This window comes from Sciscionella marina DSM 45152, from assembly GCF_000379465.1.
Lineage (GTDB): Bacteria > Actinomycetota > Actinomycetes > Mycobacteriales > Pseudonocardiaceae > Sciscionella > Sciscionella marina.
The window spans coordinates 166,822-191,673 of sequence record NZ_KB905414.1 but is presented as its reverse complement, the minus strand read 5'-3'; the positions used below and the strand labels follow the sequence as shown (position 1 = coordinate 191,673).

Here is a 24,852-nt window from a genome sequence, read left to right as displayed (position 1 = left end):
GTTGTTCATACCGGTCCAATCACGGAGTTCCTGACGGTGCGGCCAGTCTCCCGCCGGTGTGGCATAACTGACCAATACGGGTTTTCGTGTGAGGTATAAGGAACCGGCATACCTTGCTCGCCTGGCGCTACTGTGTCGAGGTACCGGCACGACTCCCGCCGCGCCGCGTCCCGGTGCATGATCACGCGCTCCGCCTCGATGGGCCGATACTGTGCGGTCATGGACATCCCGCGGCTGCTCGACGGCCGGATGAAACTACGCCACCTGGTCCTGGTCGACGCGTTGACAGAAGAGGGTAGCGTTCTCGGAGCCGCTGCGGCCCTGCGCTTGACCCAACCGGCGCTGACCCGAGGGCTGCACGAGCTCGAATCGATCCTCGGCGTCCCCCTCTACGATCGCGGCGCCCGGGGTGTCACCCCGACCATCTATGGCGTGGCCTTTACCGAGCAGGCGCGAGCGGTCATTGCCCAGCTCAGGCAGGCCGCGCGCCATATCGCCGAGATCGCCGATGCCGATCGCGGCACGGTCGTCATCGGATCGCACCTGACCGGGGCGACTCTCTTGCTGCCCAAGGCCATCACCGCGTTGAAGACCGACCACCCGCACCTGACCATCGAGGTACGGGAAGGATCCCCCGAGACACTTCTGGTCGACCTGGTAGCGGGCCGGCTGGACGTGGTCGTCGGACGCGTGACCGCCCCCAGCAACGACGCGGTCGTCCGGCACCTGTTGTACGAGGAACCGGTGCAGATCGTCGTCGGAGCACATCACCCCGCACGCGAGCAGGCCGACATTACGCTCACGGACCTACTCGACTACCCCTGGATCCTCCCCAGCACCCAGACCAGGTTGCGGCGAGACCTGGAAGACTACTTCGTCCGTCACCGCCTCGGTCTGCCCGTCAACCGAGTCGAGACCACCTCGTTCCTCACCATGCGCCAGCTGCTCATCGACTCGGACGTAGTGGCAGTGCTGCCCAGCCCGATCGACCAGGGGGACCCGAGCATGGCGGTCCTCCCGGTCCACCTCGAGGGAATCGGCCACACCGTCGGCCTGACACTGGCCGCCGAACGACCGCTGAACCCGGCCACCACGGCAATGGTCCAGCACCTACGGCAGAGCGCGCAGCGGCTCAACCAGGCTCAGTGACCGGAACAGGGTTCGTAACACCAACGGTTCCGTCGTGCTTTTCGCGAAGCAGTGGACTGGGTGCGCGGCCAGGCTCGACCGGAGAATGCGGGGCCCGTGGGCCAGAACGGTCCGCGCGAACGCGATCACCTCGCGCGGCTCCGGAACGAGCGCGTCGCCGTAATAGGCCAGTGTGGACAATTCCGCACCGGGCCCCGGTTCGAGCGCGCATGCCTATCCACAGGACTGATCCCAGGTCAGTGCCACATCCTTGTGCGGGTATTCGGTGAGATGGCCGGGCAGGGCGATGTAGGCCTGTAGCCCTTGTTCGATCTGCGCGTGTCCGACATCGGTATCAGGTTTCATCGGCGTTCCCATCGGTCGATACTCGGGTCTCTCCGGTTTTGCCGATGGCAGCCAGGTATTGCGAGTGTGTCGCAGCTGCCTCGACGGCCTCGTGCAGCGACCCGTAACACAGCAGAGCCGGTTCGGCCCCCGTTATCTCCAGGGTTCGCCACATCGCCGGATTTCCGACCACGAGCGCGAATTCGCGCCGACGTACGGCCGCGCATCCGGCGGCTCGCAGTAGTAGTTCCATTCCGGCCACGCCGAGAAACGTCACCGAGGAAAAATCGACCACCACCGCCCGAACCGATGGTTGGGCCGCGATGTGGTCTAGTTCCTTGTCGAGTATCGGCGTCGTCGTGGTGTCCACCTCACCAACCGCGGTGAGCACCAGGATCCCAGCGGTTTCGACGCGCCGATACAATCGCAGCGGCGAAAGCGAGGCCACTGCGGCACCGCGCTCGCCAGGAAGGACCGGGGAAGGGACAGCAACATCATCCAGCGGTATGCACATCGGCACGCTCCCGAAACATGCTCCGGGTCGCACCGCCAACATATGGCATACGCAAACCCGTCGCTTGTGGTTTACGGATGCGGCGTTGGCTTCACCGCCTGTCTGTGTCCGACCGTACGAGGCTTTCGCTTGGTATGCAACACCACGGCGCATACCAGGCCGCCCGTTCCTGCCCGCGTGGCCGATCCGCGAGGTGGTCCTCGCTGGTTCCGGTGCCGTCAGCATCCGGATCCGCCGAGGAAATGCGGCAGCTCCGGTTACCATGCCGGGTCGTCGTTCATGGCGGGATGGAAGTGGCCCTGACGGCTGCTTGCTGAACATCGACCCGCGAACAATCATCCTCCGAGCGTGGCCGCTGAACCCGAAAGGCGATGGGGGATCACGACACGTCGATCGCGCTGTCGTGTTTGGATTCCGCCGTTATCGGGTAGAGCGCCGTTTCGTTCGCAATGATGACGAGTAATGGAGTGTCGTTTTGGCTTATCTCGCCCGTATCGAGCGTGCAGCAGCGGAACTGACGGTGGTAGACGACCGTGGCATCCCGGCGCGGACCGTCGAACTGGGTCAGCAGCCCACCGATCCGCATGAGGTCGAGGATGAGTTGGTGGCAGTAGGCTTCACCCGTAGCGCCGCCTGGACCGAGACCGGCAGCGGCTGGGAAGTACCGGTCGTGGCCAGGGCCGACGGATAGCAGGCGTCCGGTGGGGCCGACAACGTCTGGAGACACGTAACATCGTGAGCGACGACAAGCGCGAGGAGTACCGGAACGACGGTGGCTGCCGCTCTCGATTGCGCGGCCGACCCGGTCCGTTCGGAGCTCTGATCGGGAGAATATGAGGCAGGGAAATGAAACCGTTGCAAGACCCCTCTGGTCCGCGGGACCACGAGCTGGCCGAGACGATGGCGCGGATCGCGGTCGAATTGCACGAGCAGCCCGACCGGGGCGCGACCATTCAAGGTATGGTCAAGCTCGCGGCCACGACCGTGCCGGGCGCCGACGAAGCCGGGATTTCACTTGTTGCCGGTCATCAGATCGTTTCGGATGCGCCGACCAATCAACTTGCCACCAGGCTGGATGCGTTACAGGTGGAGCTGGACCAAGGGCCCTGCCTGAGCGCGCTCCGCGAAGAGCAGACCGTCGAGATCGCGGATATGACGAATGACCCTCGCTGGCCGCGTTTCGCCGAACACGCCGTCGAGTTCGGCGTCCACGCCACGCTGTCATTCCAGCTTTACGTCCGTGACGACACACTCGGCGCGTTGAATCTGTACGCCCATCGACCCCACGCGTTCGGACAAGAATCCCAGGTGATCGGGCATCTGTTCGCCCAACACGCCGCGGTGGCCTATGCCGAGGCGATGAACCAGCACAACCTGGGTGCGGCGCTGACCAACCGGGATCTGATCGGCCAGGCGAAAGGGATCCTCATGAATCGAGAGAAGATCGACGGTGACCGCGCCTTCGCCATGCTGTCCCGAGTCTCCCAGGACAGCAACGTAAAACTGATCGATGTCGCACGATGGCTCGTCGCCGACAACGACACCAACACCGACTGACCTCACCGACGTTCGTTCACCAGTTCTCCGGGCTCGTCGGTTGCCAACGGCCCGGGCAGACGTGGTCCCTCGACACCGAGGAGCTGCTTTGGCCCGGACACGGCCATGCGACAATGACCGACGACCGCCGCTTGCCGTGGACAAGATCGCGAGGTGTCTCCATGTCGACTCCTGATCAGCCCGATCAACAACGAATCCGACAGCGTGCGAACCTCCTGCCCGAGGAGCAGCACCCCGGTGACACCGACTACGCAGATCAAACAGAGGTCGTCCCCGACGAGGAGACCGCCGAGTCCATGGCTGAAGAGGTACTTCGGGAGTCCGAAGAACGGGCCAGCCACGCCGAAACCGATCGCGCTCGCACATCGGCACCGATTGAACGACGCCGGCGCCCCGACACCGAGTAGGACGCCGTCCGAGACAGACTCTGATCCGCTCGGTGGGTCTGTCCAGATAGCGGCTCGCACGAGAAGGCGACCCTGGCTCCATTCGTGGGTCCCCTGTTCGGAAATCGCCACGCAGCCGCGGTGCCCGGCGCTGTGTTCCGGATCGGTTGTCCGGTGACCGAAGGGTTGACCCGCGGCGGGGCCACCGCGCGGTTGCAGTGTGTGGGTCGGCGCACCGGCCGTTCCGGTGTCTGGCTCGCTGCGCGGGAAAGTGGACAGCGCGGTTCGAATCGATCATGAGCTATGGTGGTCAGGACAGAATCGGTGAGCCTGCGGACGTACGGTAAAACGGGGGTCGATCAATGGCCGGCGAAGGATCGGTGGAACCGGCGGTGACCGATAAACCCAATCAGCGGCTCGCGGAAAAGGTCGCCGAGCAGATCGAAAAGGACATTATTTCCGGTGGCTGGGTTACCGGCTCGGTGCTCGGTTCGGCGAGCGAGCTGATCGAGCGATATTCGGTGAGCAGGGCCGTGTTCCGGGAGGCGGTCCGGCTTGTCGAATACCAGCAGATGGCCACGATGCGCCGGGGGCCGGGCGGTGGCCTGGTGGTGACCGAACCGGATCCCGGCGTGGTGCGCAACGCCGCGAGGGTCTATCTGCGGCATGCCGAGGTGACCCGGGAGCAGCTTTTCGAGGCTCGCACGGCGCTCGAACTCGCGGGCATCGTGCAGGCGACGGAGAATCTCACCGAATCGGGAATCGTGCTGCTGAAAGATGCCCTGCGTGTCGAGGAAAAGTTTATCGAGCAGGGTGTCACGCGTGGGCATGCGCGTAATCTGCACCGGGTGATCGCCGAACTCGCGGAAAATCCGGCGATCACTTTGTTCGTCGAGGTATTGACCCAACTCGACCAGGAAATCGTTCAACAGGAATGGGATACCGGCGGCGCCGACAGCGAGGGGCAGCACGAGGCCGCCGTCGAGTCCCACGAGGCGCACCGGGCGATCGTCGCCGCGATCATCGCCGGGGACGCTCCGCTCGGCCAGTACCGCATGCGGCGGCATCTGCAGGCGATCGCCCGGCTGCTGTGACGGCACCGCCGTGCTGGACGTATCGGCACACCTTTACGGTAAAGGGTACACTCTTTCTTGCCCTGAAGGTTTCGCGGCTGACCAGATTTTCGTTTGGATGGGCTGAATCGGTTGATGATCCTTATGATCGTACTCGATTTTGTCTCCTAAAGAGTATACTCTTTAGGATGTGACGAAGAGAGGTTCGAGGTCGCGGCCGGGCTACCGGCGACTGCCGCACGGCGATGCGGAGGAAACCTGGCCGTCCGGACCGGGCGTCCCGGGGTGCGGTACTGCGCACGGCTGCCTCGGCCGGCGTCCGGGGGTGCCGCGGATCGGCTCGTGCGAAGGAGATCCCGATGAGTCCTGAGAACCCTGCACCCGCCGCGGATGTGCTGCGTGGTCTCGGCGTCCCCACTGAGGGGAGGGTGTACGAACTCGCCTCCGGTTGGTGGCGGCACATGCCGTCGTTCGGCGGGTACCCGCGCTTCGAGGTCGTCACCTACAACTCCCCGCAGGGGCAGCGCAACGAGGGCCGGTTCCCGTTCGCCGACAGGGGGGACAACGAGGTGGAGGTCGGGTATGTTTCGGAGCTGGTGTCCGGGACGCTGCACACCGGCACCCACATCGACGCCCTCTGCCACGTCACCTGTGGCAGCGAGGACGAGTGGCACGGCGGACAGTCCTCGGCCACCGCGCTCGGCGACTACGGTGCGCTGCGCGGCGACGCCTCGGAGCTCGCGCCCATCATCGGCCGCGGGGTGTTGCTCGACGTGCCGCGCGCGCTCGGTGCGGACGTGCTGGCGCCGCACTTCGCGATCGGTGCGGAACACCTGCGGCTGGCAGCGGAGGAAGCCGGCGTCACGATCGGTCCCTCGGACATCGTCCTGGTCCGCACCGGGCAAATGAAGTACTGGCCGGACATGAAAAAGATCGACGAACACAGCGCGGGCAGCGGGGTGGCGCTGGACGGGGCGGAATGGCTCGTTTCCCACGGCGTTCGCTATGTCGGCGCGGACACCGTAGCGTTCGAGGTGCGGCCATCGACGGTGCCGGGCAGTCCACTTCCGGTGCATGTGCTGTTGTTGCAGCAGCACGGTGTGCACATCATGGAATGGGTGAACTGCGAGGAACTGTCCGCGAACGGGGTCAGTACGTTCCTGTTCCTCGGTCTTCCGCTGACCGTACGCGGTGGCACGGGATCCCCGCTGCGCCCCGTGGCCGTGGTGTGAGGAGGAGGTGAGCATGCCCCGGGTGCACGATCCCGCCGAGGCGAACGAGGTTCCGCTGAGTCCGCTGAGCTTTCTGCACCGCGCGGCCGATATCGGCGGTGACGACATCGGCGTCCGCACCGGCGCCGGGGCGCAGGTCAGCTGGTCCGGGCTGCTGGAGAGGGCGCAGCGGCTGGCGGGCAGGTTGATCGAGCTCGGCCTGGTGGCCGGGGACCGGGTTGCGGTGCTCGCCCCCAACGATCTTCCGTTGCTCGAAGCGCATTACGGGATCCCCGGTGCCGGGTGCGTGCTGGTGGCGCTGAACACCCGGCTTTCCGGGCAGGAGTACGAACTGGTGCTGGGGCTGGCCGGGGCGAAGGTGCTGGTGGTCGACCACACGCTCGCCGACCGGGTCGCCGGGATCCGGGAGCGGGTGACCTCGCTGCGCGAGGTCGTGACCATCGGGGCCGAGGACACCGTGGACACCGAGGGCTACACCGGCTGGTTGCGCACGGCGACACCGGCGCCGCTCCGGCTGCCCGGCGACGAACGGCAGCCACTGAGCATCAACTTCACCTCGGGCACCACCGGAGGTCCGAAGGGCGTGGTCTACACCCACCGCGGCGGCTACCTCAACGCGCTCGGCCAGGTGGTCTCCGCGGGACTGCGGCCGGACTCGCGCTACCTGTGGACGCTGCCGATGTTCCACTGCAATGGCTGGTGCTATACGTGGGCGGTGACCGCAGCGGGGGCCCGGCATGTCGCGCTGCGCAAGGTGGATCCGGTGCACGCGCTCGAGGTAATCCGGCAAGCCGGTATCACGCACCTGTGCGGGGCCCCGGTCGTGCTCGACTCGCTTGTCGAGCACCGTGGAGCCCAGGAGGGTGCGCCGTTCGATCAGCGGGTGCTGTTCGCGGTCGGGGGAGCGGCGCCCTCGCCGACCGCGATCGAGGAGATGTCCCGGCTCGGTGTGGGGATCGTCCACCTCTACGGGATGACCGAGACATACGGGCCCTCGCTGGTCTGCGTGCCACGACCGGAGTGGCGCTCGCAGGAGCCCGAGCAGCGGGCGGCGCTGATGGCCAGGCAGGGTGTGCGCACCGTGAACGTGGAATCGGCGCGGGTGGTGACCGAGGCGTTCGAGGACGTCCCGGCCGACGGCAGCGCGCTCGGCGAACTGGTCATCCGCTCGAACACGGTGATGTCGCACTATCTCGACGACCCGGAAGCCACCGCGGCCGCGTTCACCGGGGGCTGGCTGCACACCGGGGATGTCGCGGTCCGCCATCCGGACGGTTACATCGAGGTCCGCGACCGGCTCAAGGACGTGATCATCAGCGGCGGCGAGAATATCGCCTCGATCGAGGTGGAGCAGGTGCTGCTGGCGCATCCGGCGGTCGCGGAGGCGGCGGTGGTGGCCAGACCCGATCCGAAGTGGGGCGAGGTGCCGGTGGCGTTCGTGCGCGCCGACGAGGCGAGTGCGGTCACCGAGGCGGAGCTGATCGGCTGGCTGCGCGGCCGTCTCGCGCATTTCAAGGTGCCCAAGCAGATCCGCTTCGGGGCGCTGCCGAAGACCTCGACCGGGAAGATCCGCAAGGCAGTGCTGCGCGAGGCGGTGGACTGACCTCCTCAGGCGGCACCGCGGCCGAGCGCCGGAGGGTCAGCCCTTCCCGTGGCCGGCGAGCGCCTGTTCGCGAACCGTCCGGCGGTCCGGCTTGTTGTTGGCCGTCAACGGGATCTCGGTCAGCAGCCGACAGGTTTTCGGGATCTTGTAGCCGGCCAGTTCGGCGCGGCAGTAGTCGCGCAGCTCGTCGAGTTCCGGCGGGGCACCGTTCGCGGCGACGATGCCCGCCTCGACCCGTTCCCCCCAGTGCTCGTCCGGCATGCCGTAGACGATGGCGTCGGTCACCCGCGGATGACGCAGCAGCACTTCCTCCACCTCACGTGGGTAGACGTTCTCTCCACCGCTGATGATCATCTCCTTGCGGCGGCCCGCGATGTGCACCCAGCCCTCGGCGCTCCGCGAGGCCAGATCGCCGATGTGCACGCCGTCGGGCTGGAAGGTCGCGGCGGTTTCCGCGGGCAGGCCGTAGTAGCCGCTGGTCTGCCAGGGACAGGACACCACCAGATCGCCGACGGTGTCCGGCGGCACCTGCTCGCCGTCCGGACCGAGGATCCGCACCGTGACCCCGGGCAGCGGTCTGCCGACGCCGGTGAACCGCCCGGCGAGCAGGTCCTCGTGATCGAAGCCCAGCACCGAGCCGAACTCGGTGGCTCCGAACCCGGCGCGGATCCGCGCGTTGGGGAAATCGCGGAGCAGCCCGCGCACGAACTCACCGGTGGACGGCGCGGAGCCGAACCGGATCGCGGTGACGTGCTCGCGGCTGCTGGTGGCGAACTCCGGCCGGGCGCGCATCTCCTCGAACATGGTCGGCGCACCCATCAGCCTGCTGGCGCCACGGTCGATCGCCGCGAGGGCCGTGGCGGCTTCGAAACGCGACTGGATCCACACCTGCCCGCCGGCGATCAGCGGGGCGAGCAGGTTGGTGCCCAGGGTGATGTGGAAGAAGGGCGAGAAGAACAGGTCCACATCGTTCAGGCTCCGGGGATTGCCGAGCACGCACGTGTTCAGCCAGAGCCACAGGCTTCGATGCGTGTGCACCGCCCCCTTCGGGGTGCCGGTGGTTCCGCCGGTCCCGAAGATCACCGCGAGGTCCTGCTCATCCGGCAGGTAACGCTCGGCCGGGCCGCCGTGTACCGGTGCCAGCCGCTGCGCGATGGGCAGCGCACGAGCGGCCGATGCCAGCTCGATGGTCCGGAAACCGGTCCCGCGGGCGAGTTGCGCGTGTGGCGGGTCGGCGAGCAGCGCCGCGGGTTCGAGGGCGGAGAGGTAGGTGCGCGCTTCCGGTGCGGTGAGCCGGATGTTCAGCGGTGCGGCCACCATTCCGGCCGCCATCGCGCCGAGGATGGCCACCAGGTGCGGGATGGATGGCCGCATCGCGGTGACCACGCGGTCGCCGGGCCGGAGCCCGGCCTCGCGTAGCCCGGCGCTCACCGCGTCCACCGCGTCGACGAGTTCGGTGAAGGTGAGCTCACCGCACTCGTCGAGCAGGGCGCGCCGGTTCGCCCCGTGCGGTTGGTCGCCGATGGTGCGCAACCAGTCCGGGACCGTCAGTGCACTGCCCACGGGCGTCGCTCCTTTCCGGGTCCGTTCCATGATGCCCTCCCGTCCCGAACGGGAGGCGGTGTGGCCGAGCCGGCGCGGCAGGAAGGTGTCATGGGCGCTCGCTCGTGTGGCCGGGCTGCGCGCCGAACACCGGTGCCGGTGACTCGTAGCGGGCCTCGGGCAGGGCGTACAGCGTGTCCATCCGTGCCCTCCAGGCCGGATACTCGGCGATCAGCCGCGCCTGTTCCTCGGCGGAGACGGTCAGCCCCGCGGCGGCGAGCAGGGCGGGGACGATGTCCGAAGGGGCGGTGTTCATCGGGACGATTCCTCGACTGCGGCAACGGACAGGGCGGGCGAGCGGCGGTGCCAGTCGGTGCGCGACTGGTAGGCATCGGCGGCCGCGAGAACGCCTGCGTCCTCGAACGGCCTGCCCGCGATCTGCATCCCGAGCGGCAGCCCCTCGGCGGTGAACCCCATGGGCACCGACACCGCCGGATTGCCGACCGCGTTCCAGTACGCGGTGAAGGCCGTTTCCGCCATACCGTCGGTGCACAGCCGCCGGAACTCGGGCGCGCCGTGCGTCGAGGTCGGTGTCACCACGAGGTCGACACCGGTGAACAGCTCGGCGAGCTTACGCTGACCTGCCCGGCGTACGCGCTGCAACTGCACGAAATCGCCCGCCGAGATCAGCGATCCGCGCACGATGGCCATTCTGGTCCCGGGGCCGTACTCCAACCAGTGCTCGCGCAGCCCCGTCGCGTGGTAGGCGAACGCCTCGGCGGCCAGCCCGAGCCGCGCCACCCAGGTCAGTTCCTCGTACCAGGGCAGCTCCACCGGCACGACTTCGGCGCCGCACGCGCGCAGTTCGGTCACCGCCGCGTCGAGCGCGGGCCCGAGTTCGGGGCAGACGTCCGGATTCCCGCCCGGCAACCGTGTCAGACCGATGCGCTGACCGGCCAGCGGGCGTCCCCGGTGCCCGGCGCGGGCGGTGAATCCGCGGCCGGTCGAGCTCGGGTCGTCCGGCGCGCTGCCCGCGATGACGCTGAGGATCATGGCGCAGTCCCACGCGGTCGCCGCCAGCGGGCCGACGTGGTCGTGGCTGTCACCGAGCGGGATGCAGCCGCTCTTGGGTACCAGGCCGAACGTCGGCTTGAGCCCGGTCACTCCGCAGGCCGCCGCCGGATAGCGAATGCTGCCCGCGGTGTCGGTGCCGAGCCCGCCGAGGAACATGCCCGCCGCGATGCCGCTGGCCGAGCCCGAGGTGGAGCCCCCGGTGTAGTGCGCGGTGTGCCACGGATTGCGCGGCAGCGGGAACGGCGCGTCCGGATCCGGTGCGCCGATCGCGAACTCCATCATGGTGGTCTTGCCGGTGAGTACCGCGCCCGCCGCGCGCAACCGTGCCACGACGGGAGCGTCCTGCCGCAGGGCCGCGCCCGGTACCGTGCTCTGCGCGGTGACCGTGCCCTCTTCGGCGGCGATGCAGTCCTTGACCCCGAAGGGAATGCCGTGCAGCGGACCGCGATCCTGCCCCGTGGCGAGCTCGGCGTCGGCCCGGGCGGCCGCGGCGAACGCGGTGTCGTCGAACCTGGACAGGTAGACACCGAGGTCGGTGTCGTGCGCATCCGCGGCCGTGAGGCGGGACCGGAGCAGTTCCACCGCGGTGGTCGCGCCGGAACGCAGGGCCGCGGCGGCCTCGGCGATCGTCGTGCGCATTCAGCTCCTCCGCGCGGAGCCGCTCGCACCGTCCACTGTGGACCGTTCGTCCTCGGTCGGTGTGGACGGGACCGCGGTCAGATCGCGGCCACGGGTCTCGGACAGCAGCACCATCGCCGCGATGGTGATGACGGCGCCCACCGTGGCCACGATGCTCAGTGGCACGCTCGACCCGCCCGTCGCCGCGACGAGGCTGCTGGCGATCAGCGGGGTGAAGCCGGCGCCGATCAGGCTGGCCAGCTGGTAGCCGAGTGAGACACCGGTATAGCGGACGCCGGTGCCGAACATCTCGGAGAGCATGGGTGCCAGCGGCGCGTACATCAGATTCTGCAGCACCTGCCCGAGCATGAGGCCGATGGTCAGTGCCGCGACGGAGCCACTGTCGACCATGGCGTAGAGCGGGAATGCGTAGGCGACCGTGGCGAGAGCGCCGGTCAGGCCGAGAGCACGGCGCCCGAACCGGTCCGAGAGCGCGGAGAACAGCGGGATGCACACGATCCCGACGGCCGCCACCAGCAGCAGCGCCCGCGCGACATCGGCGGTCTCGTAGCCGAGTCCCTTGGCATACGCGAGGATGTGCGAGCTGATCAGCGCGGTGAGTGCGAACGGTCCGATGCCGATTGCACAGGCGAGCACCAGCGCACGCGGATGGCGCAGCACCTGCAGGGCGGGAACCCGTGGCTGCTTCGTGGCTTTCCGCTCGGCGAGCGCGGCCCGGAACACCGGGCTCTCGGTCACCCGCAGCCGGATGTAGAGCCCGATCATCAGCAGCAGTGCGCTCAGCAGGAACGGCAGTCGCCAGCCCCAGGACAGCAGGGCGGACTGGGGCAGCAATGTGACCAGCGTGAGCACCAGGGTGGACAGGAACGAGCCGAGTGGCGAACCGAGCTGCATGATGCCCGCCCAGAATCCCCGGCGCCGGGAGTCGGCGTGTTCCACCACCATCAGCGCCGCGCCGCCCCATTCGCCCCCGACGGCGAGGCCCTGGATCACCCGGAGCAGGACCAGCAGCAGCGGAGCCGCGATGCCGATCGAGCCATAGGTGGGCAGCACTCCGATCAGGAAGCTGGCCGCGCCCATCAGCGTCATCGTCACCATCAGCATCGACTTGCGGCCGAGCCGGTCGCCGAAGTGTCCGAAGACGAGGCCGCCGAGCGGGCGAGCCACGTAGCCGGCCGCCAAAGTGCCGAACGAGGCAATGGTCGACATGGCCGTATTCATCGAGGGGAAGAACAGGTCGCCGAGCACCAGGGCGGCCATCGTGCTGTAGATCAGGAAGTCGTAGTACTCGATGACGGTGCCCAGCAGGCTCGACAGGGTCACCTTGCGCAGCTGCCGGCCATCGGTGGCGGGCGGAGACGGCTCCGGCAGGTGTGGTTCCTGTTCGACCATCGGGACCTCCGTGTCCTGACCCTCACCCTTGGCTAAAAGAGTATCCTCTTTAACGTGTACTGACAAGACAGGCGAATCGACTGCCGTACCGCGAAAGCCTGTGGCTACAGAGTGGCGCGTGTGATCGTCCGCGCACTGGGTGCGGTCTTGTCGATCGACGGAACGAACAATAGAGTGTACTGAATTGGATATCGTCTCCGTGAGGGGAGCTGCCGGAATGAGCCGAAGGAACAACTGGCCGGGTGGGGGGACCTGATGGAGTTCGCCTGGAGCGAGCAGGACGCGGCCTTCCGTCGTGAGCTCGTCGCGTTCCTGGACCGGGAGCTCGCCGACTGGCAGCGTTCCGAGACCGGACTCGGCAGCGCGGTCTACAGCGAGTTCTCCCGCGCGTTCGTCGGCAAGCTGGCCGACAAAGGCTGGCTGACCCCGCACTGGCCGCCCGAATACGGCGGTGGCGGCCAGGGTGCCTGGCAGCATTTCGTGCTCGGTGAGGAGATGTGGAAGCGCGGTGAACCGCGCGGTCCCCAGTACATGAACGTGAACTGGGTCGGACCGGCGCTCATCAAATACGGCACCGAACAGCAGCGCCGCACACTGCTCCCGCCGATCGCGCGCGGCGAAGTGTTCTGGTGTCAGGGATTCTCCGAACCGGAGGCCGGAACCGACCTCGCGGCACTGCGCACCAGGGCGGTCCGCGAGGGGGACGGTTTCGTGCTGAACGGGCAGAAGATCTGGACCTCGTACGCGAACGTCGCGGACTACTGCTTCCTGTTGGCCCGCACCGGTTCCACCGCGTCCGGGCGGGCCGGGATCTCGGTTTTCCTGCTGCCGCTGGACACACCGGGAGTCGAGGTCCGCAGGATCAGCGGGCTGGTCGGCGAGCATTCGTTCAATGAACTGTTCCTCACCGACGCGTGGATCCCGGCCGAGTGTCTGCTCGGCGAGGAGAACGAGGGATGGCGGATCGTGCGGCGCACCCTCGCCTATGAACGGGTCGGAGCACCGCGCTACGCACGGGCCGCTCTGGTGCTCGACCGGCTGGCCGAGCGGTGCCGCGAAGCAGGCCTGTTCGGGGACGAAGGCATTCAGGAACAGTTCGGCGCGGCGCGCGCACAGTGCGAGGCGGCACGGGTACTGGTGTACCGGGTGATCGACGAACGCGCGAAAGCGAAGGAACCCTCGCCACTGGCGAACCAGGCGCGCGCGGCGATGGTGCTGGCCGAGCGGGCGGTCGGGGACCTGGCCGTGGATGTTCTCGGCAGCGAGGCACTCGCCGAAGGGGAGCTCGGCGACGCCCAGTTCCGCAACTCGCTCGGCGCGGGAATCGCGGCGGGCAGCTATGAGGTCCAGCTCAACCTGATCACCCGCCTCATCCTGAAACTGCCGAAGGACTAGCCGTGGATTTCGAACTCTCATCGACCCAGCGCGCGCTGCTCGAAGCCCTGGACACCCTGCTCGACCGGCATGCCGGGACCGAGCGCAGCCGGGAACTGGCCGAGCTCGGCGCCTACGACCGGGAACTGGAGGCCGCGTTGCGCGAAGGCGGTTTCGAGGAGCTGTTCGGTGCCGAGGAAGCCGGTCCGCTGGACGCGACACTCGCGGTGGAACGAATCGCCATGCGGCTCGGCGCGGTCACCCCGGTGCCGCGCATGCTGGTGCTGCCCGCACTCGGACTCGAACCGCCGGAAGGCCCGGTGGTGCTCGCCGTCGCCGGGGACCCTGGCCCGATCCGTTACGGCGCGCAGGCCACCCGGATGCTGCTCGCCGACGGGCCGCGTTGCGTGCTCGCCGAACTCGACCCGGACACGGCCGAACCGGTGCCCTCCGCCTATGGCTATCCGCTCGCCCGGCCGGTATCCCGGAAAAGCCGTGAGCTCGGCCCGGGAACGGCTGCGGCCATGATGAACTGGTGGCGGGTCGGAGTGTCCGCGGAAGCAGTGGGAATGATGCGCCAAGCCATGGATATCGCAGTCACCTATGCCAAAGACCGCAAGGTGTTCGGCAGAGCGCTCGGCTCGTTCCAGGCCCTGCAGCACCGGCTTGCCGAGCTGAGCGTGGCCGTCGAGGGAGCGCGCTGGCTGGTCTACGAGGCCGCCTTTTCCGGCGCCCGGGCGGAATCGGCCGCGGTCGCCGCGGCACACACGATGGCCGCGCTCGGCCGGGTCACCAGGGAGACGCACCAGATCATGGGCGCGGTCGGGCTCACCACCGAACACGACCTGCATCTGTGGACGCTGCGCATGCAGACACTGCGTACCGAGCTCGGCGGCCGCCGGGGACACGATCGGGCCGTGGTCGCCGCACGGTGGGGCAGGGCGTCATGAGCGTCTCGCTGCGCAGAACGGACGAACAGCGCATGCTCGCGGAGAGCGTGCGCGACTACTGCGCGGCGCACTGCGCCGAGCAGGTGCGTGCTGCCGAGGGTTTCCCCTGGCCGTTCTGGCACGGCCTGGCCGAACTCGGCCTGTTGTCGCTCGCCGTTCCCGGTGAGGGTGCCGGGGCCGGTGAGATCGTGACGGCCTGTGCGGAACTCGGCCGCGCCGCCGCGCCGGGACCGATCGCGGCGACCGTGTTCGCCACCCATGCGCTGCCCGAGCGACAGGCCGTCCTGCTCAGCCAGGGCAAGGCACTGGTCTCGCTCGGAAAGCGACCGCTGCTGCCCTGGGCGCCGCTGGCCGGAGTGTTCATCGAGACCGATGGCGACGGGGCGTGGCTGGCCGATCCGGTCGGTGAGGTCGAGCCGGTCGAGATGCTCGGCGGCGAACCGTGGGGCCGGGTCGGGCTGCGTCTGGCCCAGGCGCTGGACCGGGTCCCGACCGCGCGGGCACTCTCCGATCTCGCGCTTGCGGCGTACCTGTGGGGTGCGGGCAGGCGGCTGCTCGACGGGGTCGCCGAGCACGCGCGGACCCGGATCCAGTTCGGCAAGGCGATCGGTTCGTTCCAGGCGGTCGCACATCCCATCGTGACCGCCGGCCTGGCGCTGACCTCGGCCGAGAAGCTGACCATGATGGCCGCGCTCGCCATGGACGAGGGGCACGAGGACGGAGAAGTACTCGCAGTCTCCGCACGGCTGTCGGCTTCCCGCGCCGCGGTCGGCGCGGCGCTGACCGCGCACCAGGGTTTCGGCGCGATCGGCTACTCCGTGGAAGGCCCGATCGGCCGGGTGGCACAGCGCATCCGGGCGCTGGCGACACCGCCCGGCTATGCCGACGGCTCCGGTGAACAGGTTTTGGCAGGGTATTTCCAGAAAGGTCGGCCATGATGCGTGAGCAGGACGAGGCGCCCAGTGACGAGGTGCTTTTCGAGAAGCGTGACCACATCGCGTACATCACCCTGAACCGCCCGCACCGGGGCAACTCGCTGACCGGTTCGATGATGCCGCGGTGCAAGGAGATCTGGGGCGAGGTACGCGACGACCCGTGGATCCGCGCGGCGATCGTCACCGGCTCCGGCGAGCGGCACTTCTGCACCGGTGCGGACGTCGGCGCGGTCGCCGAGCGCGGCGGCATGAGCACCGGAACCGGCCCGCTCACCGATGAGGTCTACTGGTCACCGAAGCAGAACCGGGTGTGGAAGCCGGTGATCAGCGCGGTGAACGGAGTAGTGGCCGGTGCGGGACTGCACTTCGTGGTGGATGCCGACATCGTGGTCTCGGTGGACCACGCCAGTTTCCTGGACACGCACGTCAACGTCGGGCTGGTCGGCGCGATGGAGAACATCGGGCTGGCGAAGCGGTTGCCACTGGGGTCCGCGCTGCGGATGACCATGATGGGCAAGAGCTACCGGATGCCTGCCGAACGCGCCTATCAGCTCGGGCTGGTCGATGAACTGACCACATCGGACAGCCTGATGGAGACCGCCGAGGAGATGGCGCAGGCGATCGCGCGCAACTCACCGGCCGCGGTTTCCCTTTCCCAGCAAGCGATCTGGGGTTCGCTGGAAATGGGGTACGCGCAGGCCTGCGAGTACGGCTGGGCGCTGCTGCGGATGCACTGGGCGCATCCGGACGCGAAGGAAGGGCCGCGCGCGTTCGCCGAGGGCCGGGAGCCGCGCTGGACCACCGGTACGGAAGACTGACATGGATTTCGGTTTCACGCGTGAGGAAGAGGCTTTCCGTGCCGAGGTGCTCGAATTCCTGACCGAGTTCCGTGGGATGAATGGCTATTTCCACCGCGGTACGGACACCGCTTACGGGGTACGCCAGGTCTACCGGGCGCTCGGCGAACGGGGCTGGCTTTCCCTGTCCTGGCCGGAGGAATTCGGCGGTGGTGGGCTTTCCCCGGCCTACGAGTTCATTCTCTGGGACGAGCTGGCCTATGCCCGGGCCGCCCGGCCGCCGATGGGACCGGGTCTGGTGGCCAAGGCACTCATGTCGCACGGCACGGACGAACAGCGGAACCGGTTCCTGGCCGGACTGCGCCGCGGCCGGATCAATTTCTGCCTCGGCTACTCGGAACCGGACGCCGGATCCGATCTGGCCTCGGTGCGTACCCGTGCCCGCCGAGACGGCCGGAAGTATGTGGTCGACGGCGCCAAATGCTGGACCTCCAACGCACACTGGTCGGATTACATCTGGCTGCTGTGTCGCACCGGAGCGCAGGACAGCCGGTCGCGCGGGCTCAGCGTGCTGATCGTACCGCTGGACACACCGGGTGTCTCGGTATCGCCGATCCCGACGCTGGACGGCGGGCGGCTGAACGAGGTCAGGTTCGACGGTGTGCGGGTGCCTGCCGCGAATCGGGTCGGCGCGCAGGACCAGGGCTGGCAGGTCGTCTCCTCGGCACTCGCGGTGGAGCGACACGTGCAGTTCCCGCCGAAGCGGCTGCGGCGCGATCTGCACGATGTGCTGGCTGCATTGGAGGATGCCGGGGTGGCCGGGGATCCGGTCGTGCGGCGCCGGATGGGCCAGCTGGCCGTGCGGGTCACCGAAGTGGAAGCGCTCGGGCTGGCCTTGCTCGGCGAGGTGATCAGCGGCGCGCCTTCCGCGGTTCCCGCCGCCTATCACAAGCTGGCAGGGACTACGCTGGCACAGGATATCGCCCACGCCGGGCTGGAATTCGGTGCGCAGCAGGCGCTTGCGGTCGGCACGGACACCGAGTTCCTTTGGCGGCAGACGATCCTGGAGACCATCGGCGGGGGCACCTCCGAGGTGATGCGCGGGCTGATCGCCCGGCAGGAGTTCGGGCTGCGCGCCTGAGCGCGCCGACCGGAACCGGACGACCGGACGATCGGCTACTGGGCGATCAGCCAGCCTCCGTCGACCGGGAGCACTACTCCGTTGATGTAGGTGGCGAGCGGGGACAGCAGGAACAGGATCGCGAACGCGATGTCATCGCCGACCGCCATGCGGCCCATCGGGTTGAGCTGCAGCGAACGCTGCCCCACTTCGCTCGCGGCGAAACCCCGCAGCCGCGGGGTGTCCACCATGCCGGGGGCGACCGCGTTGCTGCGCACTTCGTCGCTGCGGTAGCCGGCCAGATGCCTGGTGTAGCCCGCGATGGCCGCTTTCGAGGCGGAGTACCAGTCCGAGGCGGTGCCGAGGAAGTTCCCGGCGACCGAGGCGATGTTGACCAGTGCGGCGCCGGGAGGCACCGGCTCGCTCAGCCAGGTCTCGGTCATCCGCCGGACGCTGCCGACGGCGATCCGGACACCCGCATCGAACTCGATCTCGCTTGCCGAGGAAGGACCGGCGTTGTTCACCAGGTAACGGATCTCACCGAATTCCCGCCGGGTGGCGCAGAATCCGCGTTCCACGGCCGCGGCGTCCCCGACATCGGCCAGAACCGGCAGGACACGGCCACCGGCGCGCGTGATCAGTTCAGCGGTTTGCGCCACGCCCGGCTGATCGAGATCCCAGGCCGCGACGGAGAGTCCGAGCTCGGCGGCGCGGACCGCGGTCGCCCGGCCGATGCCGCTGCCCGCACCGGTGATCAGCACGAGATCCCCGGCCGTGAATCCGAACTCGAGCTGCTTGCGCATGTGGTCTCCTTCGCCGATGTCGTAGCGGAGCCGGGTTCAGGCCTCGTTGGGCAGATTCGTCCAGCCTTTCCGGTCGGCCCTGCCGTACCAGCCGGAAGCGGCCAGGGTGCCGCCGTCGACCGGGATCGTCTGTCCGGTCAGGTAGCAGGACTGCGGCGAGGCCAGGAATTCGACGACCGCCGCGTAGTCGTCCGGATCACCGAACCTGCCGAGCGGAACCCAGGTGCGGATCAGGTCCGGATCCCGACCGTGCAGCATCGCCGCCGCGGGTGTCTGCGGTGTGTCGGCGAGATCCGGGGCGATGGCGTTCACCCGGATCCCGTGCTGGCCGACCTCGACCGCCAGGCTCTTGGTGAACGCGGAAACCCCGGCGTTGAACGCGGAATAGACGGCCTTGCCCGGGATGCCGCGGAACGCCTCGACGGTGGAGTTGTTGATGATCACGCCTTGCTCCCGCTCGACCATCGAGGGCAGCAAGGCGTGGGTCAGTGCCAGCACGTGCCACAGGTTGAGTTCGTAGAGCCGTTGCCACTGCTGTGGTGTGGAGTGCAGGAAGGTCCACGCGGCGGGCCGGAAGTCGCCGACGTTGTTCACCAGTACGTCCACCCGCCCGTCCGCGACCGCCAACGCGGTCTCGGCGACCTCGGCGACCACCGGCTCCTCGGTGATATCCCCGCAGGCCAGCACACAGTGGCCGCCGGAGCCTTCGATCCGCTGCGCGGTCAGCTCCGCCGCGCGGGCGTCGACGTCGTTGAGCACCACGACATCCCCGCTTGCGGCGAACCGCCGGGCGATGGCCGTGCCGATGCCCTCGGCTGCCCCGGTGACGACACAGACCCGCCGGTTCACCGCTGCCCGCCGATCCGCCAGCCGCGCGGTCTGGCAGTCTCGATCCAGTCGATGTGCACGGCCCGGCTGGCGATCCGCCAGCCCTGTGCGGTGTGCCGGTACCGGTCCAGGTAGCGCAGGTGCCAGGTGATGCGGCCGAGTTCGCCGGACGGGCGCTCGCGGACATGGTGCGCGATGCACGCGATGCGCCCGGTCGCCTCGCCCTGCGCCGCTCCATCGTCGAACACCGAGCCGACCAGGGCGTGCTGAGTGACTGGGAAATCTCCGAGTGCGCCAAGGGCTTCCCGGATCATGGCCCGTCCCTCGTGCTCGGCCACCGGTTCCAGGCTCTCCGGAGGCTCGGGCAAGCCGAGCACCGCGTCCGGGCAGAACAGGTCCGCGACAGCCGGGGAACGGTCATCGACCAGCGCGCCGTACCGGGCGACCAGATCGGTGAGAGCGAGGTGGTCCGCACTTGTCGGTCGCATGTTCAGCGCAGCGCCAGTCGTTGCGCGCAGGCGGAGAGTTCGTCCTTCGCGGCGGCGAGATCCTCGGTAGGTGTCGGGGCGAGCAGGATCCGGTCGGCCCCGCGGGCGGCAAGCGATTCGGCCTTCTCCACGGTGACCGCCGGAACGCCGTGGCCGAGGGTCAGCTCCAGCGCGTCCGGGTCGCGCCCGGCGGCTTCGGCCTCCTCGCGCATCACGCGCACCAGCCGGGCGAGTTTCTCCCCGCTGACACCGAGCGGCTGCAGGCCGTCCCCCCTCCGCCCCGCGCGGCGCGCCGCCGCCAGGCTGTGTCCGCCGATGTGCACCGGTATCGGGTGGGCCGGAATGGGCCGGGTCACCGCACGGTCGAAGGCGAAGAACTCGCCGTGGTGACTCACGCCGTGCTCGCTGTCTCCGTTCCAGAGCGCCCGAAGGACATCGATCTGCTCGTCCGCCCGTCTGCCCCGGGTGGTGAAATCGGTGCCGCAGGCCTCGATTTCCTCCTTCATCCAGCCGACGCCGACACACAGCCGCAGTCGTCCGCCGGAGAGCGCGTCCAGCGTGGCGGCCCGCTTGGCGAGCACCACCGGATGGTGATTGGGCAACACGAGGATTCCGGTGGCCAGACCGATGCTGCTCGTTCGCGCCGCGAGGAAGCCAAGCAGATCGAGCGGGTCGGGGATGTCGCATCCGGGACCGAGTTCCATCTTGCCGGACCGGTCGTATGGGTAGACACTCTCGTATCCGGTGACGACCACCGCGTGCTCCACCACGACGAACGACTCGAAGCCGCACTGTTCCGCGTGTTCGGCGAACCCGCCGATCCAATCCGGGTCCGCCGTGACACCGGCCGATACGGGGGCCATGACCGCATAGCGCATCCGCTGATCGTACCGAGTGGACAGTGGTTTGCAAAGCTATCGCTTGCCTGGCAACAGATCGCATCGTTTTGCTTCGGAGCATGAGGTATTGCCTCGTCTGTCCTTTCTGGACAGAAGTGCCGCAGCGACGTTCGTGCGGCCGGATCCGCCTTGCCGATCGATGCGTGTCCGCGGTGCGGCGGCGCTAGATCCAGTCCTGCCCGGAGCCGATCGCGAGCAACGCGTTCATCGCCTCGACCGACCAGGTAGGCCCGAGCTCGGGCGGATGTTTGCGCCCCGCCGTGTTCTTGCGCGCCGGACCGAACAGATCATGGGTCGCTTCCCTGGCGGCCTGTACCACCAGTGGTGCGATCCGCTCCAGTGGCGTGCCCGCCTCGCCGCACAACGAGATGCTGCCGACCGGGCCGTCCGCGGAGCGGATCGCCACGGCCACGCATGCCACGGCGGGAGAGCATTCGCCGCGTTCGAAGGCCATCCCGTTGCGCCCGCGGATTCTCCCGAGCTCGTGATGCAGCGTGTCGAGGCGGCAGATCGTGCGCTCGGTGTGCCTGCCGAGGCCGCCGGCGAGCTGTCGGTCGACCTGTTCGGGCGGCAGGCAGGCCAGCATGGACTTCCCGAGGGCGGTGCAGTGTGCCGGTGCGCGGCCGCCGACCTGCGAAGGCACTTTCGTCGCGAACCGCCCGCCGACCTTGTCGAGGTAGTAGATCTCGGCGTCCACCAGGACACCGAGATGGGCGACCATGCCGGTGCGCATGGCCAGATCGTGCAGCAGCGGTGCGGTGGCCTTGCGGAGCCCGCCGTATCCGCCGTCGCTGCCGAAGGACAGTGCCCTGCTGCCGATGCCGTAGCCCGCGGGTGTCTGCGTGAGCCAGCCGAGCCGGACCAGATCCACGAGGATGCGGTGCGTGGTCGAGCGGGGCAGCTGGGTCGCCCGGGCGACATCCTCGATGCTGTGCCGAACCGCCTTGCCGTAGAAGCAGTTCATGATCAGGGTCATGCGCTCCAACATGGACTGCGGCACGGCGCTATCGGAGGACCGGGCCGGTTCGGCAGGCCCGGGCGGATCGGATGTCGTGGCTGCGGATGCTATCGCCGCGGAAACTGGTGTCATCTCTCCTCCGGTCGTGTGTACCCGAGCGCAGCCGTTCGCCCCGCGGCGCAAGCGGATATCGGGGCGCCGGGCGGGTGCGTTCCGCTGTGTGAGTCGCCGTTCTCGTGTGTGCCACCGTGGAGCGCCCGCAGACCCGTTTCGTGTCCGTCGGTGCCGCAGGCGGAAACGGGTTTCCGGTTCGTATCGCATGTGCGTGACACGGTCAGCTCCTTCGGTGACGATGTCATCATCAAGCGCGTGCTCGATTATCGAGAATACTGAGTTCCTCCCTTTCGTGGTAGGGCAAGCTTCCTCATGCCCGGCGCAGCTCATGGAGCTGTACCGGCCGATGGCTCAGTGTCCGTCGAACATGAACCCTTCGTAGTCGTTTTCCGCAATTTCATCGCAGCTTTTCCGGTAGTTGCCGAGGCCGAGCGGATACATCATGAAACGGCGTGGTTTTCCGGCGATATTCGAGCCCAGATACCAGGAATCAGTATGCACGAATATGGTTTCCTCCGCAGCTTCGTCGATCCGCGTCGTCCACTTCTCCGCGGCGTCGGAACGCGCCTCGATTCGTTTCGTGCCCTGCTGCCGTGCGGTCCGTAGCAGCGTCACCAGCCAGTCGACCTGTGCCTCCGAGGTCAGCACCATATTGGCGAGCACCGAGGGGGAGCCGGGTCCGTTGAGCAGGAACAGGTTCGGGAACGCCGGCACCTGGTAGCCGAGGTAGGTCACCGGACCGTCCTGCCACGCATCCTGGATGCGTCTTCCGCCGGCGCCACGGAGATCGATCCGGTTCAGTGCACCGGTCATCGCGTCGAAACCGGTGGCGAACACCAGCACGTCCAGCTCGAACCGCGACCGGTCCGTTTCGATACCCGTTTCCGTGACGGCGCGGATCGGCTCGGCGCGTAGATCGACAAGGCTCACATCGGCGCGATTGAAGGTTTCGTAATAACCGGAATCGGTGCAGATGCGTTTCGCTCCGATCGGCTGGTTCTTCGGGATGAGGATATCCGCGGTGGCGGGATCGTCGATGACCGCCCGGATCTTGCGCTCGGCGAACCGGCTGGCATAGCCATTGGCGGCGAGATTCGTGTACTGGTCGGGAAATGTCTTGCCGAACAACACGCCGCCGGTGCGCCAGCCGCGTTCCAGCGCCTGCTCCCGCTCGGACGGTGTGCAGTCGGCCGCGTTCTTCGGCTGTGGAACGTGCACGGATCCGCCGCTGCTCGCCCGGGAGACGCGGCGGCGCCGTGGGTACTCCTCGCGGATGCGCGTCTGGTCGGCTTCGGTCAGCGGACGGTTGAACGCGGGCACGCTCCAGTTGGGGGTGCGCTGGAAGACGGTCAGGTGCTCGGCCTCGCGCGCGAGGATGGGGATCGACTGGATACCGGAGGATCCGGTCCCGATGACCCCGACTCGCATACCCTCGAACCCGGTTCCCTCCTCGGGCCAGCGTGCGGTGTGGATCATCCGGCCGCGGAAGCGGTCGATGCCGGGGATATCGGGTTTGTTGACCGCGGAAAGCGATCCCGTGGCACAGAAGAGATAGCGTGCCGAGTGCTCTTCTCCGGACTCGGCCCGCACCCGCCACATCGTCACGTGCTCATCGAAATGTGCCGCGACCACCGGGCAGTTCAACCGGATATCCCTGTGCAGGCCGAATCTTTCGACGACGTGGTTGATATAGGCCAGGATTTCCGGCTGTGTCGCGTACCGTTCGCTCCATTTCCATTCCTGCTGCAGCACGTCGTCGAAGGAATACGAGTAGTCGATGCTCTCCACATCGCAGCGCGCGCCCGGATAGCGGTTGAAATACCACGTGCCACCCACTCCGGCGCCGGCCTCCAGGCAGCGCACGGTGAAACCGGCTTCGCGGACGGCGTGTACCGCGTAGATCCCCGCGAATCCGGCGCCGATGACCAGGACGTCGACGGGATCGTTCTGCTCCATGTACGTGCTCCTTCGGCCTTGCCGGGGATCGGTGAAAGCTGCGCACGGCGCTGCCGTCGAGAGATCAGCCGCGGGTGCGTAGGAAAGGTCCGGAAATCCTTCGGGCGAAGGACCTTTCGGGGTGCGCCGGTCCGGCGACCGGGTGTGCGTGCGTGCCGGTGCCGGAAACGGACCGGCAGGGATCGGGCGGCTGCCCGAGCGCGGCCGGGGTCTGCCCGGAACAGGGCCGATCCGCCTGCCGAACCGGTGGGGGACGGCCCGCGGGCTCCGGCGGCGGACCGATGACTTCGTTGTGCACGCGACTCCCTTTCGGCGAGAACACCCGCTGAGGCGACTATACCTAATAGGTATACTCACGACCAGTCGCCGGAAGCCGCCGGAACGGACCGATCGGTGGCGGCGCACGTGCCCGACCGGACCGCGGTGACGATTGGTGAGGCGAGATATCGTGCAGTTATGGCAGCCGAGCGGACCGACGACGAAGCGCTCCCGGCGTTGCGAACCACGAGCTGGGCGGTATTGGGCCTGCTCTCGTTCGGCTCGGAGCTCTCCGGCTACGACGTGAAGAAGTGGGCGGACTGGAGCCTGCAGTTCTTCTTCTGGTCGCCGTCGTTCAGCCAGATCTATACCGAGCTGCGCAAGCTGGAGGAATTGGGCTACACCGCCTCGCGGGTGGTCAGCAGGAACGACGCGCGGGACAAGCGGCTTTACTCCATCACCGAACCCGGCGCGGCCGCGCTTGCCAGGTGGGCCAACGAATCCGTACTGGAACCGGTGGTGCTCAAACACAGCGTGATGCTGCGCATGTGGCTCGGACACCTCGGCGCCCCCGATTCGCTCCGCGAGCGGCTGGCAGCTCATCGCGAGCGCGCGGAGAAACTGCGCCGGTACGCCGAGGCGGATGCCAAGGGCGCAGCCACCGAGCCCGACTGGGCGTTTCCCGAGCTGGTGCTGCGCTGGTCCGAGCGCTACTACGCGGACGAGCGGGACCGGATGGATCTGATGCTGGCCGAGCTGGACGAGCTGCTGGCCGCGCAGTCGAAGCGACGTGCCGGCGGGCCGGCGAAGCCCAAACCGCGCAGCGCGGGCGAACTGCGCAGGCGTGGTCACTGAAGCAACCGACCGCCGCCATAGAGGCAGGGGAG

At 68.1% G+C, this 24,852-nt stretch carries 25 protein-coding genes; 12 read left to right on the top strand and 13 right to left on the bottom strand.

The features are described 5' to 3' along the window. Positions 1-219: 219 nt before the first annotated feature. Positions 220-1,149 carry a LysR substrate-binding domain-containing protein gene (locus tag A37U_RS0130760; RefSeq protein WP_026197777.1) on the top strand — a complete coding sequence of 310 codons (930 nt, stop codon included), beginning with the start codon at positions 220-222 and terminating at the stop codon, positions 1,147-1,149. Positions 1,150-1,362: 213 nt separating this feature from the next. On the opposite strand, the gene A37U_RS54535 is transcribed toward A37U_RS0130760, so the two are convergent. The 3 genes from A37U_RS54535 to A37U_RS52070 all read right to left on the bottom strand — a co-directional run bounded on the left by A37U_RS54535 (position 1,363) and on the right by A37U_RS52070 (position 2,573). After that, positions 1,363-1,494 (bottom strand): DUF6292 family protein, encoded by a 132-nt coding sequence (locus tag A37U_RS54535; RefSeq protein WP_020500518.1) that lies wholly within the window; start codon positions 1,492-1,494, stop codon positions 1,363-1,365. Continuing rightward, on the bottom strand, positions 1,484-1,921 hold the full coding sequence (locus A37U_RS52075; protein WP_020500517.1) for an STAS domain-containing protein: 438 nt from the start codon (positions 1,919-1,921) through the stop codon (positions 1,484-1,486). Before A37U_RS52075 ends, A37U_RS54535 begins: the two co-directional genes overlap by 11 nt. A gap of 445 nt (positions 1,922-2,366) precedes the next feature. Beyond that, positions 2,367-2,573 (bottom strand): hypothetical protein, encoded by a 207-nt coding sequence (locus A37U_RS52070; RefSeq protein ID WP_157183125.1) that lies wholly within the window; start codon positions 2,571-2,573, stop codon positions 2,367-2,369. A 260-nt stretch (positions 2,574-2,833) separates the two neighbouring features. Between A37U_RS52070 and A37U_RS0130735 the strand changes: the two genes are divergently transcribed. The 5 genes from A37U_RS0130735 to A37U_RS0130720 all read left to right on the top strand — a co-directional run bounded on the left by A37U_RS0130735 (position 2,834) and on the right by A37U_RS0130720 (position 7,838). Further along, a complete protein-coding gene (locus A37U_RS0130735) occupies positions 2,834-3,544 on the top strand; it encodes a GAF and ANTAR domain-containing protein (RefSeq protein WP_157183124.1) in 711 nt (236 codons plus the stop codon). Positions 3,545-3,705: 161 nt separating this feature from the next. Then, positions 3,706-3,951, top strand: a complete 246-nt coding sequence (locus A37U_RS52065) for a hypothetical protein (protein WP_157183123.1) — start codon at positions 3,706-3,708, stop codon at positions 3,949-3,951. A 371-nt stretch (positions 3,952-4,322) separates the two neighbouring features. Beyond that, positions 4,323-5,024 carry a FadR/GntR family transcriptional regulator gene (locus tag A37U_RS0130730; protein WP_026197774.1) on the top strand — a complete coding sequence of 234 codons (702 nt, stop codon included), beginning with the start codon at positions 4,323-4,325 and terminating at the stop codon, positions 5,022-5,024. 338 nt (positions 5,025-5,362) lie between these two features. After that, a complete protein-coding gene (locus tag A37U_RS0130725; RefSeq protein ID WP_026197773.1) occupies positions 5,363-6,235 on the top strand; it encodes a cyclase family protein in 873 nt (290 codons plus the stop codon). Positions 6,236-6,248: 13 nt separating this feature from the next. After that, on the top strand, positions 6,249-7,838 hold the full coding sequence (locus A37U_RS0130720) for an AMP-binding protein (protein WP_020500512.1): 1,590 nt from the start codon (positions 6,249-6,251) through the stop codon (positions 7,836-7,838). 36 nt (positions 7,839-7,874) lie between these two features. Here A37U_RS0130720 and A37U_RS0130715 read toward each other — a convergent pair whose 3' ends face one another. From A37U_RS0130715 to A37U_RS0130700, 4 genes are all read right to left on the bottom strand, one after another. Further along, complete coding sequence (locus A37U_RS0130715; RefSeq protein ID WP_020500511.1) at positions 7,875-9,401, bottom strand: class I adenylate-forming enzyme family protein; 1,527 nt, start codon at positions 9,399-9,401, stop codon at positions 7,875-7,877. An 88-nt stretch (positions 9,402-9,489) separates the two neighbouring features. After that, positions 9,490-9,696, bottom strand: coding sequence for a hypothetical protein (locus A37U_RS0130710; protein ID WP_020500510.1), 207 nt, complete (start codon positions 9,694-9,696; stop codon positions 9,490-9,492). Then, complete coding sequence (locus A37U_RS0130705; RefSeq protein WP_020500509.1) at positions 9,693-11,093, bottom strand: amidase; 1,401 nt, start codon at positions 11,091-11,093, stop codon at positions 9,693-9,695. Before A37U_RS0130705 ends, A37U_RS0130710 begins: the two co-directional genes overlap by 4 nt. Continuing rightward, positions 11,094-12,485, bottom strand: coding sequence for an MFS transporter (locus tag A37U_RS0130700; protein WP_020500508.1), 1,392 nt, complete (start codon positions 12,483-12,485; stop codon positions 11,094-11,096). 255 nt (positions 12,486-12,740) lie between these two features. On the opposite strand from A37U_RS0130700, the gene A37U_RS0130695 reads away from it, so the two are divergent. From A37U_RS0130695 to A37U_RS0130675, 5 genes are read left to right on the top strand one after another with little or no spacing between them, the layout of a single operon-like run. Beyond that, positions 12,741-13,880: an acyl-CoA dehydrogenase family protein gene (locus A37U_RS0130695; RefSeq protein ID WP_020500507.1), complete on the top strand. Its 1,140-nt coding sequence runs from the start codon at positions 12,741-12,743 to the stop codon at positions 13,878-13,880. 2 nt (positions 13,881-13,882) lie between these two features. Beyond that, positions 13,883-14,809 (top strand): acyl-CoA dehydrogenase family protein, encoded by a 927-nt coding sequence (locus A37U_RS0130690; protein WP_020500506.1) that lies wholly within the window; start codon positions 13,883-13,885, stop codon positions 14,807-14,809. Continuing rightward, complete coding sequence (locus tag A37U_RS0130685; RefSeq protein ID WP_040589186.1) at positions 14,806-15,747, top strand: acyl-CoA dehydrogenase family protein; 942 nt, start codon at positions 14,806-14,808, stop codon at positions 15,745-15,747. The genes A37U_RS0130690 and A37U_RS0130685 overlap by 4 nt, the downstream gene beginning before the upstream one ends. Next, positions 15,744-16,562 carry an enoyl-CoA hydratase/isomerase family protein gene (locus tag A37U_RS0130680; RefSeq protein ID WP_020500504.1) on the top strand — a complete coding sequence of 273 codons (819 nt, stop codon included), beginning with the start codon at positions 15,744-15,746 and terminating at the stop codon, positions 16,560-16,562. Before A37U_RS0130685 ends, A37U_RS0130680 begins: the two co-directional genes overlap by 4 nt. A 1-nt stretch (position 16,563) precedes the next feature. Continuing rightward, a complete protein-coding gene (locus A37U_RS0130675) occupies positions 16,564-17,682 on the top strand; it encodes an acyl-CoA dehydrogenase family protein (RefSeq protein ID WP_020500503.1) in 1,119 nt (372 codons plus the stop codon). Positions 17,683-17,717: 35 nt separating this feature from the next. Here A37U_RS0130675 and A37U_RS0130670 read toward each other — a convergent pair whose 3' ends face one another. The 6 genes from A37U_RS0130670 to A37U_RS0130640 form a co-directional block, all read right to left on the bottom strand. Continuing rightward, the gene (locus A37U_RS0130670; protein ID WP_020500502.1) at positions 17,718-18,464 is read right to left on the bottom strand and encodes an SDR family NAD(P)-dependent oxidoreductase; all 747 of its coding nucleotides are present in this window, start codon (positions 18,462-18,464) and stop codon (positions 17,718-17,720) included. 36 nt (positions 18,465-18,500) lie between these two features. Further along, positions 18,501-19,313, bottom strand: coding sequence for an SDR family NAD(P)-dependent oxidoreductase (locus A37U_RS0130665; protein WP_020500501.1), 813 nt, complete (start codon positions 19,311-19,313; stop codon positions 18,501-18,503). Next, positions 19,310-19,780, bottom strand: a complete 471-nt coding sequence (locus A37U_RS0130660; RefSeq protein WP_020500500.1) for a nuclear transport factor 2 family protein — start codon at positions 19,778-19,780, stop codon at positions 19,310-19,312. Before A37U_RS0130660 ends, A37U_RS0130665 begins: the two co-directional genes overlap by 4 nt. Positions 19,781-19,782: 2 nt before the next feature. Then, the gene (locus A37U_RS0130655) at positions 19,783-20,658 is read right to left on the bottom strand and encodes an LLM class F420-dependent oxidoreductase (RefSeq protein ID WP_020500499.1); all 876 of its coding nucleotides are present in this window, start codon (positions 20,656-20,658) and stop codon (positions 19,783-19,785) included. Between the two features lie 184 nt (positions 20,659-20,842). Further along, complete coding sequence (locus tag A37U_RS0130650; RefSeq protein ID WP_240437723.1) at positions 20,843-21,655, bottom strand: IclR family transcriptional regulator; 813 nt, start codon at positions 21,653-21,655, stop codon at positions 20,843-20,845. 447 nt (positions 21,656-22,102) lie between these two features. Then, entirely contained in the window at positions 22,103-23,707 is a 1,605-nt protein-coding gene (locus tag A37U_RS0130640; protein WP_020500496.1) for a flavin-containing monooxygenase, read from the bottom strand. A 456-nt stretch (positions 23,708-24,163) separates the two neighbouring features. Here A37U_RS0130640 and A37U_RS0130635 point away from each other — a divergent pair, with 456 nt between their 5' ends. Beyond that, positions 24,164-24,820 (top strand): PadR family transcriptional regulator, encoded by a 657-nt coding sequence (locus A37U_RS0130635; protein WP_020500495.1) that lies wholly within the window; start codon positions 24,164-24,166, stop codon positions 24,818-24,820. Positions 24,821-24,852 lie beyond the last annotated feature (32 nt).

Bases quoted from the DNA above. Each gene is read 5' to 3' on its own strand.
- A37U_RS0130760 (WP_026197777.1), top strand. From the start codon at position 220: ATGGACATCCCGCGGCTGCTCGACGGCCGGATGAAACTACGCCACCTG.
- A37U_RS54535 (WP_020500518.1), bottom strand. From the start codon at position 1,494: ATGAAACCTGATACCGATGTCGGACACGCGCAGATCGAACAAGGGCTA.
- A37U_RS52070 (WP_157183125.1), bottom strand. From the start codon at position 2,573: ATGCGGATCGGTGGGCTGCTGACCCAGTTCGACGGTCCGCGCCGGGAT.
- A37U_RS0130735 (WP_157183124.1), top strand. From the start codon at position 2,834: ATGAAACCGTTGCAAGACCCCTCTGGTCCGCGGGACCACGAGCTGGCC.
- A37U_RS52065 (WP_157183123.1), top strand. From the start codon at position 3,706: ATGTCGACTCCTGATCAGCCCGATCAACAACGAATCCGACAGCGTGCG.
- A37U_RS0130725 (WP_026197773.1), top strand. From the start codon at position 5,363: ATGAGTCCTGAGAACCCTGCACCCGCCGCGGATGTGCTGCGTGGTCTC.
- A37U_RS0130720 (WP_020500512.1), top strand. From the start codon at position 6,249: ATGCCCCGGGTGCACGATCCCGCCGAGGCGAACGAGGTTCCGCTGAGT.
- A37U_RS0130710 (WP_020500510.1), bottom strand. From the start codon at position 9,696: ATGAACACCGCCCCTTCGGACATCGTCCCCGCCCTGCTCGCCGCCGCG.
- A37U_RS0130705 (WP_020500509.1), bottom strand. From the start codon at position 11,093: ATGCGCACGACGATCGCCGAGGCCGCCGCGGCCCTGCGTTCCGGCGCG.
- A37U_RS0130700 (WP_020500508.1), bottom strand. From the start codon at position 12,485: ATGGTCGAACAGGAACCACACCTGCCGGAGCCGTCTCCGCCCGCCACC.
- A37U_RS0130695 (WP_020500507.1), top strand. From the start codon at position 12,741: ATGGAGTTCGCCTGGAGCGAGCAGGACGCGGCCTTCCGTCGTGAGCTC.
- A37U_RS0130685 (WP_040589186.1), top strand. From the start codon at position 14,806: ATGAGCGTCTCGCTGCGCAGAACGGACGAACAGCGCATGCTCGCGGAG.
- A37U_RS0130680 (WP_020500504.1), top strand. From the start codon at position 15,744: ATGATGCGTGAGCAGGACGAGGCGCCCAGTGACGAGGTGCTTTTCGAG.
- A37U_RS0130675 (WP_020500503.1), top strand. From the start codon at position 16,564: ATGGATTTCGGTTTCACGCGTGAGGAAGAGGCTTTCCGTGCCGAGGTG.
- A37U_RS0130670 (WP_020500502.1), bottom strand. From the start codon at position 18,464: ATGCGCAAGCAGCTCGAGTTCGGATTCACGGCCGGGGATCTCGTGCTG.
- A37U_RS0130660 (WP_020500500.1), bottom strand. From the start codon at position 19,780: ATGCGACCGACAAGTGCGGACCACCTCGCTCTCACCGATCTGGTCGCC.
- A37U_RS0130655 (WP_020500499.1), bottom strand. From the start codon at position 20,658: ATGCGCTATGCGGTCATGGCCCCCGTATCGGCCGGTGTCACGGCGGAC.
- A37U_RS0130650 (WP_240437723.1), bottom strand. From the start codon at position 21,655: ATGACCCTGATCATGAACTGCTTCTACGGCAAGGCGGTTCGGCACAGC.
- A37U_RS0130640 (WP_020500496.1), bottom strand. From the start codon at position 23,707: ATGGAGCAGAACGATCCCGTCGACGTCCTGGTCATCGGCGCCGGATTC.
- A37U_RS0130635 (WP_020500495.1), top strand. From the start codon at position 24,164: ATGGCAGCCGAGCGGACCGACGACGAAGCGCTCCCGGCGTTGCGAACC.